Annotated in this window: 12 protein-coding genes and 1 tRNA gene; 10 read left to right on the top strand and 3 right to left on the bottom strand. The window is 59.7% G+C overall.

Annotation, left to right across the window (positions count from 1 at the left end; translation table 11 throughout):
• Together HMPREF2692_RS01525 and HMPREF2692_RS01520 are read left to right on the top strand one after the other, a co-directional pair.
• On the top strand, nt 1-2,679 hold the full coding sequence (locus tag HMPREF2692_RS01525; protein WP_061921229.1) for an ABC transporter permease: 2,679 nt from the start codon (nt 1-3) through the stop codon (nt 2,677-2,679).
• A gap of 415 nt (nt 2,680-3,094) precedes the next feature.
• Complete coding sequence (locus HMPREF2692_RS01520) at nt 3,095-3,859, top strand: M23 family metallopeptidase (protein ID WP_061921226.1); 765 nt, start codon at nt 3,095-3,097, stop codon at nt 3,857-3,859.
• Nucleotides 3,860-3,877: 18 nt separating this feature from the next.
• Here the strand turns inward: HMPREF2692_RS01520 and pcrA are convergent, their stop codons facing one another.
• Nucleotides 3,878-6,493, bottom strand: a complete 2,616-nt coding sequence (gene pcrA, locus HMPREF2692_RS01515; protein ID WP_082778568.1) for a DNA helicase PcrA — start codon at nt 6,491-6,493, stop codon at nt 3,878-3,880.
• 119 nt (nt 6,494-6,612) lie between these two features.
• Between pcrA and HMPREF2692_RS01510 the strand changes: the two genes are divergently transcribed.
• The 3 genes from HMPREF2692_RS01510 (at nt 6,613) to pgi (ending at nt 10,083) form a co-directional block, all read left to right on the top strand.
• Nucleotides 6,613-6,972: a chorismate mutase gene (locus HMPREF2692_RS01510; protein WP_061921220.1), complete on the top strand. Its 360-nt coding sequence runs from the start codon at nt 6,613-6,615 to the stop codon at nt 6,970-6,972.
• Nucleotides 6,973-7,023: 51 nt separating this feature from the next.
• On the top strand, nt 7,024-8,370 hold the full coding sequence (locus HMPREF2692_RS01505; RefSeq protein ID WP_070822524.1) for a Na+/H+ antiporter family protein: 1,347 nt from the start codon (nt 7,024-7,026) through the stop codon (nt 8,368-8,370).
• An 81-nt stretch (nt 8,371-8,451) separates the two neighbouring features.
• Nucleotides 8,452-10,083, top strand: coding sequence for a glucose-6-phosphate isomerase (gene pgi, locus HMPREF2692_RS01500; RefSeq protein WP_070822522.1), 1,632 nt, complete (start codon nt 8,452-8,454; stop codon nt 10,081-10,083).
• A 33-nt stretch (nt 10,084-10,116) separates the two neighbouring features.
• On the opposite strand, the gene HMPREF2692_RS01495 is transcribed toward pgi, so the two are convergent.
• Together HMPREF2692_RS01495 and HMPREF2692_RS01490 are read right to left on the bottom strand one after the other, a co-directional pair.
• Nucleotides 10,117-10,962 carry a DNA-formamidopyrimidine glycosylase family protein gene (locus HMPREF2692_RS01495; RefSeq protein ID WP_061921212.1) on the bottom strand — a complete coding sequence of 282 codons (846 nt, stop codon included), beginning with the start codon at nt 10,960-10,962 and terminating at the stop codon, nt 10,117-10,119.
• Between the two features lie 129 nt (nt 10,963-11,091).
• Complete coding sequence (locus tag HMPREF2692_RS01490) at nt 11,092-15,984, bottom strand: ATP-dependent helicase (RefSeq protein WP_070822520.1); 4,893 nt, start codon at nt 15,982-15,984, stop codon at nt 11,092-11,094.
• A gap of 34 nt (nt 15,985-16,018) precedes the next feature.
• Between HMPREF2692_RS01490 and HMPREF2692_RS01485 the strand changes: the two genes are divergently transcribed.
• From HMPREF2692_RS01485 to HMPREF2692_RS01465, 5 genes are all read left to right on the top strand, one after another.
• Nucleotides 16,019-16,777: a 3'(2'),5'-bisphosphate nucleotidase CysQ gene (locus HMPREF2692_RS01485; protein WP_070432605.1), complete on the top strand. Its 759-nt coding sequence runs from the start codon at nt 16,019-16,021 to the stop codon at nt 16,775-16,777.
• Between the two features lie 44 nt (nt 16,778-16,821).
• On the top strand, nt 16,822-17,628 hold the full coding sequence (locus HMPREF2692_RS01480) for a thymidylate synthase (RefSeq protein ID WP_201054696.1): 807 nt from the start codon (nt 16,822-16,824) through the stop codon (nt 17,626-17,628).
• Entirely contained in the window at nt 17,628-18,170 is a 543-nt protein-coding gene (locus tag HMPREF2692_RS01475) for a dihydrofolate reductase (RefSeq protein ID WP_070822518.1), read from the top strand. Before HMPREF2692_RS01480 ends, HMPREF2692_RS01475 begins: the two co-directional genes overlap by 1 nt.
• Nucleotides 18,171-18,452 (top strand): glutaredoxin domain-containing protein, encoded by a 282-nt coding sequence (locus HMPREF2692_RS01470; RefSeq protein WP_070732728.1) that lies wholly within the window; start codon nt 18,171-18,173, stop codon nt 18,450-18,452.
• A gap of 70 nt (nt 18,453-18,522) precedes the next feature.
• Nucleotides 18,523-18,595 (top strand) — tRNA-Arg (locus HMPREF2692_RS01465).
• Nucleotides 18,596-18,671 lie beyond the last annotated feature (76 nt).

Raw genomic sequence — 18,671 nt, 5'->3', positions numbered from 1 at the left:
ATGTCTGCTCTTTTAGCCGCCGCCCGCCCCACCTATCGCGACATGTTGGCCCATCGCTGGCGCAGCCTAGCCGGGGTGGCATTGGTTGCACTTCCCGTCGCCGTTTTGGTGTGCCTGGGCATACTGGGCGTCAATGGCGATAGGTTCCACAACGTATTTTCAAGCAATCCGCGCACGATTGGCGTGGCGGCTTCAGAAGATACAAAAGCGGTGCACCTGGAACCTGCAGCGGGTTTTGCTTCCCGCGCAGAAGAAATCTTGCCTGGTGACCTGCGCCCCTCCCCGATTTTTGGGCCCGTCACCGTGGGAGTTCAGCACGATTCAAAGCACTCCAATATCCAGATCACCCAATTCGACAGTGCTCTACCGCCCACTAAAGCACAACCCCTCATCGATTCCGCGCACCCCGACGAGGGAACGCTCATCTTGTCCTATGCAGATGCGCGTTCATTAGGAGTACACAAAGGTGATGTTGTCAGCATAAGTTCCCCTACCCCTGGCGGCTTATCGGAGGCAAAGGTCGCGGGCATCATCCCCGGCGGTAGGAGCTATGCCACGGCACCAGTCCTTACGAACACGGAGTTCTTGGCCCAGCACCCGGAGCAAGCTACGTGGGCCATCGTGGGCGATACCGTGCTCAACCAAAATGACATCGCACGGGTGCAGTCGGCAGGCTTTAGCATTTACGACAAATCTTTATCTGAAGCAACGATAATCGATAGCGGCGTCCACCTAAATTTTGAAGCCTTCTTAAGCTTCATCGCCATCGCCAGTTCTTTTGCTTTTGCGGTTACGCTGCTCCTTGCACTTATCGCGCCAGTGTTTAGCTTCGCTTTGCGCCGGAATACACGCATGTACGCACTCATGGCAGCACAGGGCGCACAACCAAAGCACATCGCTACAGCCGTATTAGCCTATGGCTTCTTCACAGGCCTGCTCGGCGCCACGAGCGGCGCAGTGCTCGGACTCGCAGGCAGCTATGCCATCGGGGCACTGCGTTTTCCTGGAGTAAAGCTCGATGTTCCACTGCTTTATCCACTTGCACTCTGGGCTATCGCAATTGTTGCTTCCACGGCCGCCGCTCTGGTGCCCGCGTGGCTCGCCGCCCGCCAGGCGCTTGCGCCCTCCCTCCACGGCGGCATGCCGGATCGCATCCTCAACTGGCGCAAGGAAATGGCATACGGCCCTGTCGCATTGCCCGTTATCCTCATCGCGCTGCTTACCCCATTCGGTAAGTCAATCTATTCACTGCTCATCCTGCTGGCTTTCCTCGCCACAGCCGCAAGCGTTCCCGCGCTGGTATATGCCACCGCACGCGTATGCAGTCACCACGGCCTCGCTTTGCGGATTGCCAGCCGCGATCTCATGCGACGTGGATTCCATACGGTCCCAACCGCTATCGCGCTCATCGCCGTAACCTTAGCTGCGGCCGCGGGTTCCGTAGGCGTTCGCAGTGACGAAGCATGGTGGGACAAGGTGGACACGGTAGTAAATCCCTCCACCTCAGCAATAGTCAGAAACACGGATCATCAAAAGAACTTGGGCGCACCGGCCAACAAGGTGGAACAGCGAGCCATCGATAGTGCGCTTGCACTGCAGCCTGGCAAGCCCCTTGAGACTTTTGGATATACCGATTGGAATTCCACCTCTATTCCTGGTTCTTCCATTCCAAATATTGCTCTCGAGATGGAATATGACTACACCTGCGAGCAGACTTCCTACAACGACTCTGTCGAGCAGGCTACCTTCATCGACAAAGATGGCCGCAGGACCGATGAGTCTGGAGAAGCACGGCAGAATTGTCTGCATGACATGATGACGTGGTTCCCGTCTAGCGCCTTCACTCGCTATGGCCGCACGCTAGAAGCAACGCCCGAAACGCTCGACCTCTGGAACTTCGACAGCGATGCTGACCGCCAAGCGGCGGCAGATACACTCCGTAAGGGCGGAGTTGTCTTAACCCATAACAGCCACCTCGATGGACGCGACCATGCCGAGTTCACCGCTGTTCGGACCCCACAGGGCCAAACCGAACCGCGCGAAGAGGTTAGCGCTACGCTGCCTGCGGTCGAGGCGCTTCCCGCGTTGGGCCGCGATCTCAGGTTGGTTAGCCCTGCGGCGGCAAAGAAGCTAAAGATCTCCTCCTCCCGAATCGGCACGGCGATTGTCTTCGATAAGACTTTGGAGCGCAGCCAACAGAAGGAAATTGAAGAAGCCGTAGAAAACGCTACCGGCGGCGAATACGAGATTTCCTTCACAAAGACCACGAGCAAGGCAAAGGAATACGCCCCTGCCATTGCCCTATGGGGCATCGGCTTCATCTTGTTAGTGCTCATCATCGCCAACTCCGCGGCAGCGCTACGCCGCAGCGGAAAGCTCTTTGAGTCTTTGGGTGCAGAACCTTCCCTCATGCCGAAGGTCGCCGCTTGGCGCACGTGGTTGGTTGGCACGATCGGCATGACGCTCGGTTTCATCGTCGGCGAGATTATTGGAATCATCATGATTCGTGTGCCGCGGCCAGGCAGGCCCGAAGCAAACGAGCTGTTCTATCAGGGAGATCTCTACAGCATGGACTGGTGGCAACTTGCGGGCGTGTTCATAGTGCCTTTGCTTGGCGCGGGCGGTTCCTGGTTGGTGCACCGGCGCTTAAGTGCAGTCGAGGCTGAACAAAACGATTAGCCCAAGAGCCACAACAGCAAATTGACCCGAACGCAAGGCCTGTACCAAGTCTAGGCACAGGCCTTGTCGCAGCTCAGGAGGGGCTTTTACTGAATGAATCCTGGCAGCCCCATAACGTCACCCCCAATATCCACCCCCACAACCTAAACCCATACTTCACAGTCGTAACTATTTTCACATTAGTAACATGTGTAACATGCTGGCATGTTCGAATAATTTTCGAACATTTCCTGTCTTTACCTGCAATTTTCACAATTGCAACAGTACGAAAAGCTCGATAGCTTTATCTCGTTGCCATAAACGGCCTCGATACTCCGGATTGGACTTTTTCGGCGTGTCGAAACGCGTCCGTTTGGCACTAAAGGCTTAACCGAGCCACCCCGACCATGCACCGCCATGAAAAGGACCCGAAGTTATGAAGCGCAATCTCCGCGCACGCAAGACTGTGGCACTTACTGCCTTGGCAGTTTGCACCACGCTTGCCACCACCATGGGCGCTACCGCCTCTGCCGCGCAGCCGGCAGCTAGCGTAGACGTCTCTGATGGCTCGTCACAGCCAGAAGTATCTACTAATGCAGATAACGCAACGCTTATCGACGCCTTCGTCGGGCTGACCAAGTCCACGGCCGGCGTACTCGCGGGCGCTGCTACCCCAGAGGTATCGAATGAGGGCGGGGCGCTGAACATCGTTCTCGACCCTTCGAGTGTTCCGGGGCTTGCCCAGGCTTTCGCGCCTTCCGGCAATCACTCCGGACTGAAGCCAACGAAGAGCCAGGACTCCGCGGGCAACACCGTGGTGTTTCCTACTTCCGGCACTCTTACTTCCGGCTTCGGCCCGCGCTGGGGCGCCTTCCACAGCGGAATCGACATTGCTAATCCGATTGGCACGCCGATTTACTCCATCATGGACGGTGAAGTTATCTCCTCTGGTCCGGCTCAAGGCTTTGGCCACTGGATCCGCATCCAGCACGATGATGGAACCATCTCCGTCTATGGCCATATGCCGGGCGACCAACTGCTTGTCAACGTCGGAGACCGCGTGAGCGCAGGTCAGCAGATCTCCGTCATCGGCAACGAGGGTCAGTCCACCGGCCCGCACCTCCACTTCGAGGTGCACCCGGGCGGCGGCGCAGCCGTGGACCCGGTCAACTGGTTCGCTCAGCGTGGCATCAACATCTAAGCGAACCGCCCTTTGCGCTTAAAGCTTTTCCATCGGCACGCCGCCGATGAGCATCAAGCGCACTTTGCCGGCGCTTCCGAAGTCCACCGTCACCGTGGCGCGTGGACCGGAGCCGGAGGCATCAATGACCGTTCCCAGGCCGTACTTGGCGTGGTTGACGCGGTCTCCCACAACTAAATTCAGCTGGTTGTTCTTAGGCATCGAGCTGGCAGGAGCAGGCTTACGCGTGCGTTGCGAAGGGGAAGACGTAGCGCGCGGTGAGGTTCTGCCCCAGCCGGACCAATCGGAGCCATAGGAGCGGCCATATTGGTAGGAATCATCTCCGCCCCATGCGCTAGACAGCGAGCTGTCTGGTTCTTCACGGCGCCAGTCGATGAGGTCTTCGGGGACCTCGGCGAGGAAGCGGCTGGCCGGATTCGTCATCGGGTTACCCCAGGACGAGCGAAGTATTGCGCGGGTGAGATAGAGCTGCTCGCGAGCGCGTGTGATGCCCACATAAGCCAAGCGGCGTTCCTCACTGAGCTCTTTTGGATCCCCTAAAGAGCGCATGTGCGGGAATTGGCCATCTTCCCAGCCTGTGAGGAAGACGACTGGGAATTCCAAGCCCTTGGCAGTGTGCAAGGTCATCAGCGTGACCACGCCAGTTTCGTTGTCAGGGATTTGGTCTGCGTCAGCTACCAAAGACACCTTCTCTAGGAAAGCCTGGAGCGAGCCGGGTAGGGCCTCCCCCTCGGCGAGCTCTGGGCTTAAATCTTCTACAGCGTCGGCTCCGGTAAACGCCATCTGATTAGCCGCCTCGGAGCTAAATTCTCGGGCAACGGAAACCAACTCGTTGAGGTTATCCAGCCGCGCGCCATCCTGCGGATCATTCGAGTTCTCCAACTCCGCACGGTATCCAGTTGCATCGAGCACGGCACTGAGCAGATCACCAAGATCCGGCTGATGAGTAACCTCGTTAATCATGCTCGGAATCTGAGCGCGGATGCCTTCCATCATCTCGTTGAACTTCGACACTGCATTAACGGCTCGTGTGCCCATGCCCGCAATGTTGCCCGCGGCGGCATCGTACAGGGCCTTTCCAAAGCTCACTCCCAGGTTCTCTGCATGCAGCGCGATCTGGGATTGTGCTTTATCACCGATGGCGCGCTTTGGAACGTTGATAATGCGGCGCAGGCTCACTGTGTCATCCGGATTATCAATGATGCGCAGATAAGCCACCATGTCACGGATTTCGCGGCGTTCATAGAAGCGAGTGCCGCCCACAACCTTGTACGGGATTCCGGAGCGAACAAAGATATCTTCCAACGCACGCGAGGCATTGTTCGTGCGGTACATGATCGCCATATCGGAATAGGCGCGACCCTTATCTGCCAGAGAGTCGATCTCAGAAGCAATAAAACGGGCCTCATCATGCTCGTTATCGGCGACATAGCCGACGATCTTCGCGCCTTCGCCGTGCGCAGTCCACAGGTTCTTCTCACGGCGGCCCTCGTTCTTCGCGATGAGAGCGTTCGCCGCGTTCAGAATGGTCTGAGTGGAGCGATAGTTCTGCTCCAACAAAATGGTGTGCGCCTGCGGATAGTCACGCTCGAATTCCTGAATGTTGCGGATCGTAGCGCCACGGAAGGCATAAATGGACTGATCTGAGTCACCCACCACGCACAATTCTGGTGCATCGGGGCCTAGCTCTCCCCTACCCACCAATGCAGAAACCAGCGCATACTGCGCATGGTTGGTGTCCTGATACTCATCAATAAGAACGTGCTTGAAGCGGCGACGATAGAAATCCACCACCTGTGGGTGCTGATGGAAAATACGCACTACCTCACCGATGAGGTCATCGAAGTCCACGGAGTTAGCTGCACGCAGGCGGCGCTGATATTCATCGAAGACGCGTGCAACCGTAATCTCGAAAGGATTCTTGGTCTTTTCTGCTTCTGCCAAAGCGTCAGCCGGCGAGACCAGCTCATTTTTGTGATTCGAAATCTGATTGGCCAGCACGCGGGCGGTGTACTTCTTTAGATCCAACTGCATGTCTTTGGCGATCATGGTCAAAAGGCGGCGTGCATCATCACCGTCATAAATAGTGAAGTTGGTGTTCAGTCCTGGCACCAGCTGCGCGTTTTGGCGCAGGATACGCACGCAGATGGAGTGGAAGGTAGAAACCCACATGCGCTCGGCCACTGGCCCCACCAGCTGGCCCACGCGCTCTTTCATCTCCGTGGCGGCCTTGTTGGTAAAGGTAATAGCCAAAATCTCCCACGGAGCCACCCCACGATTGCGCATGAGATAAGCAATGCGGCGGGTAAGCACAGCAGTCTTACCAGAGCCCGCACCCGCCACAATCAGCAGCGGCGAACCAGCGTGCGTTACCGCCTCAAGCTGCTGCGGGTTCAGGCCCTCAGTAAGCGGATCGGGGTCCACAGCGCCAGGCGCGCCAGCTGGGTTCGATGCAGCACCAGCAGCAGGTCCCCTCGAAGTAGGAGCCCCAAAGCCACCCGACTGTGGCTGCGGCGCGGCAGGCCGAGCGGGCCCACCGAAACCGCCGAAGCCGCCAAAAAGATCCGGCTGGCTGTTGGCAGAATTTTTTCCATCTGGGCGTGGAGCTGGGGAGAATTCAGACGCATTACTCATAGTGCCTACCAACCTACTAGCACCACCGGACATCCCCTCATAACACGCCTTATGCAGGGGAATTCGAATTTATCTGCTGCAGTTTCCTTTTTGGTTTCTAAGTGGCAGAATCTTGGGCTATGTCCTCTGCGAACAACCCGACTGAAAACTCCGCACACGCCAATAGCCTCGATACCAACGTTGTGGACAACGGCATGGAGATCCGCATGCCCTCCGGCACCGATGATCCCTTGAGCGATGCGGAGATTCAGAACTATCGCAAGGAAATCAACCGCTTGGATCGCGTTATCCTCGACGCTGCGAAGCGCCGCACGGAAATCTCCCAGACCATCGGGCGCACGCGCATGAACGCCGGCGGCACCAAGCTGGTGCACACCCGCGAGATTGCCATTCTCAACCAATTTCGCGACGAGCTCGGTGAGGAAGGCCCAGCCATCGCCTCTGCACTGCTGCGCATGGGCCGCGGAAAACTCGGCTAAACCTTTCAATAAATTTCATTTTTCTGGATAAAATCCAGTAATCTCTTCGCCATGAATGCAGTTCTTGTCGCGGTCATCGTCATGCTCGTCCTCGCGCTTTTGCGTGTGCATGTTGTTGTCGCACTATTCCTTGGCGCGCTGACGGGCGGCCTGCTTTCCGGCATGGGACTCGACGCCACCATGGTCGCTTTCCAGGAGGGCCTCGGTGGCGGTGCCAAAATTGCCTTGAGCTATGCATTGCTGGGTGCCTTTGCCATGGCGGTCGCCGCGGCGGGCGTGCCGCAGCTGCTCGCCAACGCCTTGATTCGGCGGATCGGCGGGGACGGGGCGTCGCCAGGCGCAGCACAAGCCACCAAGTGGATCTTGGTCGCCGGCCTCATCGCTATGGCTGTGATGAGCCAGAACGTCATCCCCGTGCACATCGCGTTCATCCCGCTTATCGTACCGCCACTACTCAAGGTCATGAATGCCCTGCGCATCGACCGACGTCTGATTACCTGCTGCCTTACTTTCGGCCTGGTCACCACCTACATGTTCCTACCGGTAGGTTTCGGCTCCATCTTTTTGAATGACATTTTGTTATTCAACATCGACCAAGCAGGCCTTAATACCGAAGGCATTTCCATCATGCATGTCATGGGAATTCCTGCCCTTGGTATGCTCTCTGGCCTGCTGATTGCCATGTTCTTCAGCTACCGCAAACCCCGCGATTACGCCGATACCCCGCTCAGCAATGAAGAGCCAACCGAAGAAGCCCCGTCGCGTTACAAGATTTGGGTCTGCGTTGTCGCCATCATCGCCACCTTCGGCGTGCAGATTGCGATGCAGGCGATGGATTTCGAATCCGATGGTCTTATGGTCGGCGCCCTGACAGGACTTGGCATCATGTTGGTCACCGGCGCCATCGATTGGCGCAAGGCAGACGATGTTTTCTCCGATGGCATGCGCATGATGGCGCTCATCGGTTTCATCATGATTACTGCCCAGGGCTTTGCCTCTGTCATGACGGCGACAGGTCAGGTCGAGGAACTGGTGAATGCAACCAGCGATATCTTCGGCAGCAACAAGATGATGGCCGCCGCGGTCATGCTCATCGTGGGACTTGTCGTGACGATGGGCATCGGTTCTTCCTTCTCCACGCTTCCCATCATCTCCGTCATCTATGTTCCGCTGTGCATGTCACTGGGCTTTAGCCCCGCCGCGACGGTGGCCATCGTCGGCACCGCAGGCGCGCTTGGCGACGCCGGCTCCCCCGCCTCCGATTCCACCCTCGGCCCCACCGCGGGCCTCGGCGCGGACGGCCAGCACGATCACATCCGCGATTCGGTCATCCCGACCTTCCTGCACTTTAATATCCCGCTTCTCATCGCCGGCTGGATTGCAGCAATGGTCCTGTAGCTAACGGCAAAATGCTCCCGCGTGGACTACGGTGGTATCCGTAATTTTTAGTGTCTGACTAAAGCCAGAAAGGCCCTTGTAATGGACATCACCACCCAGCCCCAGTGGACCGCACTTGAGCAGCTCTTTGCGGAGAAGAAAGACCTCAATCTACGTGAGCTCTTCGCCGCTGACCCGCAGCGTGCGGCTCGCTTAACTTTCGACGCTGCGGGGCTGCATGTCGATCTTTCCAAGAACCTGGTCGATGACGATGTCCTCACGGCATTGGTAGAACTTGCACGGGCTGCAGACGTAGAAGGCCGCCGCGATGCCATGTTCGCCGGCGAACACATCAACAACACTGAGGACCGCGCCGTATTGCACACCGCCCTGCGTCAGCCGGCAGACTCGGAGCTTAGCGTCGATGGCCAAGACGCAGTAGCTGACGTTCACGAAGTTTTGGGCCGCATGCGTGCCTTTTCTGATTCCCTGCGCGATGGCAGCTGGCTGGGGCATACGGGCAAAAAGATCCGCACCGTGGTCAACATCGGCATCGGCGGCTCCGACTTGGGCCCGGCCATGGCCTCGAAGGCGCTGCGCAGCTACGAAGACGCCGGCATCAAGGCACTTTTTGTCTCCAACGTTGACCCGGCTGACATGGCTGCAGCGCTGGACCAGGTAGAAGCTGAGGAGACTCTGTTCATCATTGCTTCTAAGACCTTTACCACCCAGGAGACCCTGACCAATGCGCACGCGGCGCGCGCGTGGCTCATCAATAAGTTGGGTGATGAGGCGGCAGTGGCCAAGCACTTCGTTGCTGTATCAACCAACGCCGAGAAAGTCTCCGAGTTCGGCATCGACACTGCGAACATGTTCGGCTTCTGGAACTGGGTGGGCGGCCGCTACTCCATGGATTCCGCCATCGGCCTGTCCCTGATGTGCACCATCGGCGCGGATAACTTCACGGACATGCTTGCCGGCTTCCATGCGATGGACGAGCACTTCCGCACCGCGGAGCTTGCGCAGAACCTACCGGTCCTGATGGGCATGCTCGGCGTGTGGTACTCCGACTTCCACGGCGCACAGACCCATGCGGTCCTGCCTTATTCTGAGGACCTAGGCCGCTTCCCTGCTTATCTACAGCAGCTGACCATGGAGTCCAACGGCAAGTCCGTTCGCCGCGACGGCACCGCAGTTTCCACCGGCACTGGGGAAATCTACTGGGGCGAGCCGGGCACCAACGGCCAACACGCTTTCTTCCAGCTTATCCACCAGGGCACTCGCCTTATCCCGGCGGACTTCATCGGTTTTGCTCGCCCGCAGCAGGATTTCCCTACTGCCGACGGCACCGGCTCCATGCACGATCTGCTGATGGGTAACTTCTTTGCTCAGACCAAGGTTCTGGCATTCGGCAAGACTGCCGAGGAAATCACGGCGGAAGGCGTTGCCCCTGAGCTGGTTCCTCACAAGGTCATGCCAGGCAACCGTCCGACCACCACCATCATGGCGGAGCAGCTGACCCCGGCTGTGTTGGGCGCGCTCATCGCGCTCTACGAGCACATCGTGTTCACCCAGGGCGTTATCTGGGATATCAATTCCTTTGACCAGTGGGGCGTGGAGCTGGGCAAGCAGCAGGCTAATGACTTGGCGCCGGCAGTCTCCGGCAAGGAGGAAGCCGCATCCGGCGACCAATCCACCGACGAGCTCATTGGTTGGTACCGCTCCAACCGCTAAGCGCCTAGCACTTAACGGTTGGCTCGAAACTAATTAAGCCCCGGCCCGGGAATAGGGCTGGCAATGCGGGCACCACCAGATGATGCGCTCCAGCTCGCCTTCTTCCCCGCCGGCGTCAACGCCGCCGAGCGTCGACTTGGCAATTGGCGTGCCACACCGCCTGCACTTGGCGTTATTTCTGCCGAAGACATAGGTGGTCTCCCCGGCGCGCCGCACACCCGTGGTCACGCGCACTGGGGAGTTGCGGTTGGCCCACATGATGCGCCGCGATATCTCCAGAATCCGCGGCACATCCACTTGGGCCACGCGAAGGGCTGGGTGCACGCCCGCGATGAAGCAGGCCTCCGCCCTGTATTCGTTGCCGATTCCGGCCACGTTTTTCTGATCCAGCAGCGCCGCCCCAATGGTACGGGTGGGCTGGCTTAAGATTCGCCGCGCGGCTTCGTCCGCGCCCTCAGACTCCCACTGCTCGCTCAAGATATCTGGGCCCAAATGCGAAATCCGCTCGTTGTACAAGGAGGCAGGATAGGCCTCGACCATGCCCAGCCAGTGGCCCACCAGCTCAATATCGCGCGGGCTACTAGCGAGCTGCAGCACCACCCGCGCACTATGGCCCGGCTTGCGCCACCTATCGCCCTTGTAGTGAATGGCCCACTGGCCTTCCATCTTCAAGTGAGTATGCAGCACCAAGCTTTCGGCATCGGGCCGCGCGAACTGCATGAAAAGATGCTTTCCATAAGGCCACACACGAGAAACTGTGCTGCCCTCCAAATGCACGGTGGCATACCGGGGCACCCTAAGCGACGCCCCGGTGACCTCACGGCCGGTCATAAACTGCAGCTTATTGGACAACTGCAGGACGGAATCACCTTCTGGCATGCAACCAGTCTAACTAGATGGCAAAACCAGCTCGTTAAAGATGAGGTACCCGGTAGCCGCTGAGGCCCGTGGCACATGGATTTACCGTCTCGGATTTACCATCCTGGTTTTACCGTTTGAGTCCTGTTTCTAGCGGCGGCTGCCCCGCGGACGAAATCCACCCGGCGCGCCACGGCCTGGTTCGGGAGGATCGTCAAAGCTTAAATCCGGTAGCTCCGCCAGAGCTTCCGAAACGCTTCGGCCGCGGCGTGGCTCCATGGGCTTTTGCCAGGGGTCGCTGCGGTTGTCTTCGATGCGGCGGGACGTGCGCGGCGGCGCAGCCTTGGCCGAGATCCGCACGCCACGGGGACTGATACCTGCGCCAAGGCCTCGCAAGCGAGTGGAGATTTCCGATTCGAATGCGGGCGCTCCGTTGATTTTCTCAATCACCAGCGGGCTCAAACGCCCTGCGGCGATGAGCTCCGTGAGACCTTCAAGCACTTTGCCAAGCACTTCATCAGCATCGATGTCTTCAGGCAGGGCGTCCAAGAAAGTTGTCAGCGTCTTTCCACCGCGGGTTAGATGCGCCACGCAGAGCCCGTCCATCAGCACCACTAGGGCACCGGCGCTACGGGTGGGGCCGTGGCCGCTGTCCGCGCCATCGCGCTGCGGCCAAGCAAGGGCTGCACCATATGGGTTGGCGGGATCCGTCGCGGCGAGCACGTAGGTATTAACTTCCGCAGTGCTCGCAGTGCCAGATGGCCAGCCCGTCACGTCGGGAGAATCGTTCATACCACGCAAGCGATCGATGACCGCGGGAGTAGAAAACTGCGCCGCGCCAAGCCCTTCAATCACATAGCCGCGCATCGCCTTGCCAGATTCCTCAAAGCCAGAGAGCACTTTATAGGCCAGCGCGAAGCCGCCGAGCACGTCCTCGGCCACCACGGAACCCCGAGTCAGCACGCCATAGCGGTCAAGCCAAGCCTCACCGTGTGCTACGGAGCGGCTCGTCGCGTCGACGCCTTGGCCTGACACGGAAGCAGCCCAACGGCCGGCCACGTCCGGGGCGGTTGCGGCCCCGCCGAGGCCCTGCGTTTGGGCAAAGGACGTGCGTCCCATGCGCAGCCGGGAACGGGTGGGGCGTCGCTTAGCGCGGTGCGCAGTTGCTCCCGAGCGCGAGCCGGCCGCGGCAATGTGTGTGCGGATTGGCGCAAAGGAATCGGGACTAACCAGGCCCATTTCTACCAGCTGCCACAGCGCTTCCCGCAGCTCCTCGGCAGTGCCCGGCACCTGCGCCGCGATATCGTTGAACAGGTAGCTGCCGCCACCGCGCAGGACCTCCAACGCCGCTAATTGCAACATGCTCAGCCCCTGTTCATCCGGGTTAACCTGCAGCGCCAACTGAGCCGCATAGTCCACCGGCAGCAACATGATCCAAGGGTCATTCGTTCCCGCCTTGCCAGCGCCCACGATGAGCACCTCGCCGTTAGAGGTCAGTTCATCGAGCATCGTCGGCGAGTAATCGCCCACACGCGCCGGCAGAATCAGCGACTCCCACGCAGAGGCTGGCAGGCGCACGCCGGCGAGCTGTTCAATCACGCTGTAGACGCCATCCGCCCCGCGTAGCGCAGGCCGCTTGCCCACGGGCGCTACCTGCTGCCAATCGGGCAAGAAGCGTCCGAAAGCGGCAGCGCTAACAGGCTCCGTCGCAGCGCGTGCCGCAGCCAGCAAGCGCGAGCGAATGGTGCGCAAGACCTCCGCAGCGCAGTACTCGGTCTCCTCGATTCCTTGGCGGTAGCGGCCTTCCACCACGCTATCGAGACTCGCCAGCGCGGTGTGTGCTGCCGAGGCCGAAAGGCCAAAGGCCGCCTGCAAGTCCCCCAGCACGAAAGGACCGCGGGTGCGCGTCCAACGCGAGACCAGCTGTTGCAAGGCATCGGTGATAGTGGACTGTTGCGCGGCAACACCAGGCGGGACGGGCACGCCGAGTCCGTCGCGAAGCAGCGGGGCGTCAAGGGGCTGTGCGAAGTGCTCGCGTCCGGCAATGCGCACCCGCATCACGCGGACACCCAGAGAATCAATTGCGCTCAGCGGAACAGAGGCATGCTCTGCCATTTCCTCTACCGGAATCGGCCCCAGCACCCGCAGCAGGTCCACGACTTCCTCCGTCGTGCGGGCCCGACGCTCCGCAGCGGTGCGCTGCAGCTGGGCATGCACCTGCTCGATGACCTCCGGATCTAAAAGCTCCCGCAGCTCCACCGTGCCCAAAAGCTTGGCCAGAAGCGCCGGATCAAGCGCTAGGGCCGCCGCCCGCTTTTCTGCCAGCGGAGAATCACCCTCGTACATGAAGGCGCCGGTGTAATTAAACAGCAGCGTCGAAGCAAAAGGCGAAGGCTGCTCAGTGGTCACCTCCGCGATGCGAATGCGACGCAAAGCCAGCTCGCGCATGGTTTCCGTCAACGCCGGCAGATCATAGACATCCTGCAGGACCTCGCGGACCGTCTCCAGGATGATGGGAAAGGAAGGGTACTTCTGCGCGACGTCGAGAAGCTGTTCTGCCCGCTGACGCTGCTGCCACAGCGGCGCGCGCTTGCCGGGATTGCGACGCGGCAGCAACAGCGCACGCGCGGCACACTCACGAAAACGCGAGGCAAAGAGCGCGGAACCGCCCACCTGCTCGGCCACGATGTCCGAAATTTCATCGGCGTCGAAAAGAAAAAGCGCAGCATCCGGCTCCTTTTCCCCCTCGGGCAAGCGCAGGACGATACCGTCGTCACCAGCCACTGCCTGCGCGTCCATGCCGGTCAGCTCCGCCACCCGCTGCCCCACTGCAAGCGCCCAGGCGGCATTCACGCCCCGGCCGAACGGCGTGTGCAACACCACGCGCCAATCCCCGAGTTCGTCCTTAAAACGCTCGAGAACCAAGGTCTTCTCATCCGGAATAACACCCGTGGCCTCATGCTGTTCCTGCAGATAGGCCACGATGTTATCCACCGCATGCCCATCTGCGTCCTGGATGATCTCTGGAGAAAGGTGCACCTGCCGGCGATACGCACCCAAGGCCTTGCCCAGCTCATAAGGACGCCCTGCCTGGTCGCCATTCCAGAAAGGCAACCGGCCAGTGTGCCCCGGCGCAGGGGTGACAATCACCTGATCGCGCGTGATTTCCTCAATGCGCCAGCTAGTAGCACCCAAGGTAAAGATATCGCCCACGCGGGATTCATAGACCATCTCCTCGTCGAGCTCACCCACGCGCCGGGGCGCGGCATTTTCTGCCCCTGCAGGCAGGAAAACGCCAAACATTCCGCGGTCCGGAATCGTGCCGCCGTTGGTAACAGCCACGCGCTGCGCACCGGGGCGCGGGCTCAGTCGGCCAGTGATGCGGTCGAAGACCACGCGGGGTTTGAGCTCCGCGAAGTCCGTGGAGGGATAGACGCCGGAGACCAGGTCGATGACGGAATCGAATACCTCCCTGGCCAAATCGCGATAAGGCCACGCGCGGCGCACCATGGCGTACCAGGCATCCACATCTAGGCCACCCGCATTATCTGGGGAGGTAACCGGAGCAACCTCGGCGGCGGCGACGGCTGCCACGGTCTGCTGTGCCAACACATCTAACGGGTTCTGCGGGGAGTGCATCTCCTCGATGAGGCCCTCGCGCATACGCGCCACGGTAAGAGTGGATTGCACAAGGTCAGCACGGTGCTTCGGATAGAAAGAACCCTGCGATACAGCGCCCACGGAGTGCCCGGCACGGCCCACGCGCTGCAGACCAGAGGCTACCGAAGGCGGTGATTCCACCTGCACCACTAGATCGACCGCGCCCATGTCGATGCCCAGCTCTAGCGAGCTGGTGGCCACCACTGCTCGCAGTGTGCCTTCCTTGAGCATCGTTTCAGTCAATGTGCGCTCATCCTTCGACACCGAGCCGTGGTGTGCGCGAGCGATGACGGCAGGTGCCTTGCCGGCGACGTCGACTTGCTTCATCAGCTGCGCTGGGTCCCGGCGGGTAGCAGGCGACAAGCTTTCCGGTTCATGCTCCATGGCATAAAGCTCATTGAGCCGGGAGGTCAGGCGCTCCGCGGTACGCCGCGAGTTCACGAACACGAGCGTGGAGCGATGCTCCACGATTTCGTCGTAAAGGTCTTCTTCAATAAACGGCCAAATGGATTTCGCGGTGGGCAATGCCGAATCAGCCACCGCCGCGGGGCCAGTAATGCCCAGCGGATCATCCACTGTCATCTCACCGATAGTGGAGCCTTGCTCTGGGGTGGGCAGATCCGACATGTCTTCCACGGGCACGTGGACATCAAGCTGCCAGCGTTTTTCAGCCGGCGGTGCCACGATTTCCACGGGCCTGTCACCGCCCAAAAAATTCGACACTGTAGAAAGCGGGCGCACCGTTGCCGATAGCCCGATGCGCTGGAACTCCCCCGCCACGGCCGCCAGCCGCTCGAGCGTGAGTGCCAGGTGCACGCCACGCTTGGTGCCAGCCAGGGCGTGGATTTCATCAATGATGACGGTATCGACGGTAGATAGGATTCCCGCGGCCTTTGAAGTCAGCATCAAATAAGCCGACTCCGGAGTGGTGATGAGGATATCCGGCGGGCGGCGTACCTGCCGGGAGCGTTCTGCAGAAGGTGTATCCCCGGAGCGTACGCCGACGGTGATGTCGGGGGCGTCAAGTCCTAATCGTTCTGCCGCACGAGCGATGCCGTTCAGCGGAGCACGCAGGTTATTTTCCACGTCCACGCCAAGCGCCTTCAGCGGGGAGATATACAAAACCTTGACGCCTGAGGTGCCGCCCTTTACCGGCTGTCCTACGGGCAGTGCAGTTTGGCCTTCCTTTTCCACGAGGGAATTTAAGGCCCATAAAAACGCCGCCAGGGTTTTACCGGAGCCGGTGGGGGCGACCACGAGCGCATGGTTGCCGGATGAGATCTGCTCCCATGCCTCGCGCTGTACGGGCGTGGGCGCTGCGAAAACGTCCTCGAACCATTGCCGGACTTGGGGCCGGAAGCGGGTTAGGACGTTTTTGTTCATGCCTTACTCTATCGCGCGCGGTAATCTAGCATGCATGACCGTCGAGATTTCTGATTCCCGCCTGACCAATTCACTAGCCAACGGCTGCGGTGAGATCCTCAAAGGTGTGCGCAACGGTGGCCTGCTGCGCGGCCTCGCGCTTGGCGACGCCGGCGATGAAGCCGCACAAGAATGGATCACCCGGGTAATTTCGCAACACCGCCCCGAAGACGGCCTGCTTTCCGAGGAAGCAGCAGACGATCTCAGCCGTTTGAAGAAGGAACGCGTGTGGATCGTCGATCCCCTCGATGGCACCAAGGAGTTTGCCACCGGCCGCCAAGACTGGGCTGTCCACATCGCACTCGTGGTCAACGGCATGCCACAGCATGCGGCCGTGGCCATGCCGGATTTGGGCGTGACCTTCCGCTCCTCCGATGCGCGCGCCGTTACCGGCCCGCTGTCCAAGAAGTTTGTGGTCTCCCGCAACCGTCCGCCCCAGGTGGCTTCCCATATTGGGGAGAAGATGGGATTTGAAACCGTCGGCATCGGTTCTGCCGGCGCCAAGGCAATGCACGTTCTGCTCGGTGACTTTGACGGCTACATCCACTCTGGCGGCCAGTACGAGTGGGACCAGGCTGCGCCGGTGGGCGTTGCCATGGCGGCGGGCCTGCACTGTTCCCGCTTGGATGGCTCCCCAATTCGTTTCAACAACGAGGACACCTTCATCCCAGACCTGCTCATCTGCCGGCCGGAACTCGCCGATGAAATCTTGGAGCACGCTGCTGCCTATGCCGAAGAAAACGGCGGCTTTTAGGCGTTCCTTAACTTTTAGGCGTTTCAGCAAAAAGGCTTTTACACTTGAGAACCATGATCCAGACCCCATATGAGGACCTCCTCCGCAAAGTTTTGGAAGAAGGCGCGGACAAAGGTGACCGCACCGGCACCGGCACGCGCTCAATTTTCGGTGCACAGTTGCGCTATAACTTGGCGGAGTCTTTCCCGCTGCTGACCACCAAGAAGGTCTACTTCCACGGCGTTATCGGCGAGCTGCTGTGGTTCCTCAAGGGCGATTCCAACGTGAAGTGGCTGCAGGACAACAACGTCCGCATCTGGAATGAGTGGGCTGACGCCGATGGCGAGCTGGGCCCTGTCTACGGCGTCCAGTGGCGCTCGTGGCCTACCCCGGATGGCACGCATGTAGACCAGATCCAGCAGGCTCTGGATACACTGCAGAATAATCCGGATTCTCGTCGCAACCTGGTCTCGGCCTGGAACGTGGCAGAACTAGACAAGATGGCGCTTATGCCCTGCCACCTGCTATTTCAACTTTATGTGGCAGAAGGCAAGCTCTCCCTGCAGGTCTATCAGCGTTCGGCGGATATGTTCCTGGGCGTACCTTTCAACTTGGCTTCCTATGCTGCGCTGGCCCACATGTTTGCGCAACAGGCTGGACTGGAGGTCGGCGAGCTCATCTGGACCGGCGGCGATTGCCATATCTACAACGACCACATTGAGCAGGTCAAGGAGCAGCTCTCCCGCGAGCCACGCCCCTACCCGCAGCTCAAGCTGCACAAGGCTGACTCGTTGTTCGACTACACCTTCAACGATTTCGAGGTCGAAGGCTACGATCCCCACCCCACCATCAAAGCGCAGGTTTCCGTCTAATGCTGGGTGCTATTTGGGCGCAGTCCTTGGACGGCATCATCGGCGATGGCTCGGTCATGCCGTGGCACGTACCAGAGGACCTCAAGCACTTTAAGGAGGTCACGCTGGGCTCGCCCGTAGTGATGGGCCGACGCACGTGGGAATCTCTAAACCCGAAGTTTCGCCCGCTGCCAGGCCGCGATAACTTTGTTCTCTCCCGCAAGGAGCCGGGCCAATGGTCCGCTGGGGCGAGCACAACCAGCAACCTCAACGACGTAACTTCCACGCTTTCCGACGCCTGGATCATCGGCGGCGGCCAGCTATACGCCTCAACCTTGGATGAGGTCGACGTCATCGAAATTACGTTGATGGGCGTTAACATCGGGAACGTCTACGGTGATGGCGCAGTCTATGCCCCCGCAGTTCCGGAGACTTTCGGCTTGGCGGCTAGCACTGATTGGCTCACTTCTGAAAAGGGCCACCTGACCATTCCGGGGCAGCCACCGAGTGAGCTGCCGATTAAATACCGCTTTTTAACTTATGAACGAAAGGACGCCGCTTAAATGACCGTCGCAACTCCCGAAACCACCGAGCACGTCACAGTCTTCTACGCCGACTGGTGCCCGTTTTGCGCGAAGCTGCTCAAGGCGCTGAACCGCACGGAGACGCCATACGCGCTTGTCGACGTCGAGGCCGAAGGCACTGAGGACATAAACGAGTGGATCAAGTCCGTCAATGACGGCAACCGCATCGTGCCAACCGTGCTTTACTCCGACGGCACCTCCGTTACCAACCCACCGGCGTCCTCTGTGCGCAATAAGCAGAAGGAATTGGCCGAGAGCTAATCCAAACCCCAGCCATTTCGGAGCGCCCCTGCCCCACTGCTATGATTAGCCACGTTGCACACGCAACCCCGCCCCAGTAGCTCAGGGGATAGAGCACGGCTCTCCTAAAGCCGGTGTCGGTGGTTCGAATCCACTCTGGGGCACAAAATCTTTCACAAAACTTCCCCGTTGACCAGCGCAGACAGGGGGGGTGTTCCTATATAGGTTGTCAACTCCGTG

This window comes from Corynebacterium sp. HMSC036D03 (assembly GCF_001836185.1).
Lineage (GTDB): Bacteria > Actinomycetota > Actinomycetes > Mycobacteriales > Mycobacteriaceae > Corynebacterium > Corynebacterium simulans.
This window is presented reverse-complemented; position numbering and strand designations above follow the sequence as displayed.

Excerpts from the sequence above, each read along its gene's own strand:
- HMPREF2692_RS01525 (WP_061921229.1), top strand. The coding sequence starts at position 1 with ATGTCTGCTCTTTTAGCCGCCGCCCGCCCCACCTATCGCGACATGTTG.
- HMPREF2692_RS01520 (WP_061921226.1), top strand. The coding sequence starts at position 3,095 with ATGAAGCGCAATCTCCGCGCACGCAAGACTGTGGCACTTACTGCCTTG.
- pcrA (WP_082778568.1), bottom strand. The coding sequence starts at position 6,493 with ATGAGTAATGCGTCTGAATTCTCCCCAGCTCCACGCCCAGATGGAAAA.
- HMPREF2692_RS01510 (WP_061921220.1), top strand. The coding sequence starts at position 6,613 with ATGTCCTCTGCGAACAACCCGACTGAAAACTCCGCACACGCCAATAGC.
- HMPREF2692_RS01505 (WP_070822524.1), top strand. The coding sequence starts at position 7,024 with ATGAATGCAGTTCTTGTCGCGGTCATCGTCATGCTCGTCCTCGCGCTT.
- pgi (WP_070822522.1), top strand. The coding sequence starts at position 8,452 with ATGGACATCACCACCCAGCCCCAGTGGACCGCACTTGAGCAGCTCTTT.
- HMPREF2692_RS01495 (WP_061921212.1), bottom strand. The coding sequence starts at position 10,962 with ATGCCAGAAGGTGATTCCGTCCTGCAGTTGTCCAATAAGCTGCAGTTT.
- HMPREF2692_RS01490 (WP_070822520.1), bottom strand. The coding sequence starts at position 15,984 with ATGAACAAAAACGTCCTAACCCGCTTCCGGCCCCAAGTCCGGCAATGG.
- HMPREF2692_RS01485 (WP_070432605.1), top strand. The coding sequence starts at position 16,019 with ATGACCGTCGAGATTTCTGATTCCCGCCTGACCAATTCACTAGCCAAC.
- HMPREF2692_RS01475 (WP_070822518.1), top strand. The coding sequence starts at position 17,628 with ATGCTGGGTGCTATTTGGGCGCAGTCCTTGGACGGCATCATCGGCGAT.
- HMPREF2692_RS01470 (WP_070732728.1), top strand. The coding sequence starts at position 18,171 with ATGACCGTCGCAACTCCCGAAACCACCGAGCACGTCACAGTCTTCTAC.